1 pseudogene is annotated in these 622 nt (G+C 45.3%); it reads left to right on the top strand.

The features are described from left to right. Positions 1-578 (top strand): annotated as a pseudogene (locus tag R7Z49_RS25970) (argininosuccinate synthase domain-containing protein); the annotation flags it as partial. Positions 579-622 lie beyond the last annotated feature (44 nt).

Here is a 622-nt window from a genome sequence, read left to right as displayed (position 1 = left end):
CTGAACAAGCGCCAAATGAAGCTGAATACGTTACGTTGAAAGTCGAAAAAGGTGAAGTTGTGGCAGTGGATGGTGAAGCGATGACACCATACAATGCGCTAGTTTACTTAAACGAAAAAGGCGCAAAACACGGTGTGGGTCGTATTGATATCGTAGAGAACCGTTTAGTGGGAATGAAGTCTCGTGGCTGTTACGAAACTCCGGGAGGTACCATCATGATGGAAGCTCTGCGCGCAGTTGAACAATTGGTGCTAGACAAATCGTCATTCGAGTTCCGTGAAGAACTTGGTCTAAAAGCCTCTCACCTTGTGTACGACGGTCGTTGGTTTACACCGCTATGTAAGTCGATTCTTGCTGCCTCAGAAGAGCTAGCACAAGACGTCAATGGCGAAGTGGTTGTTAAGCTATACAAAGGTCAAGCAACGGTAACGCAAAAACGTTCTGACAACAGCTTGTACTCAGAAGAGTTCGCTACTTTTGGTGAAGATGAGGTTTACGATCAAAGTCATGCTGGTGGCTTCATCCGTCTTTACTCGCTATCAAGCCGTATTCGTGCATTGAACAGCCAAAAGAAATAATCACTCCCCATCTCGGATTGAATAAAGACCTGCCAATATATGGT

The sequence above is a fragment of the Vibrio sp. 1562 genome (assembly GCF_033340155.1).
Lineage (GTDB): Bacteria > Pseudomonadota > Gammaproteobacteria > Enterobacterales > Vibrionaceae > Vibrio > Vibrio alginolyticus.
This window is presented reverse-complemented; position numbering and strand designations above follow the sequence as displayed.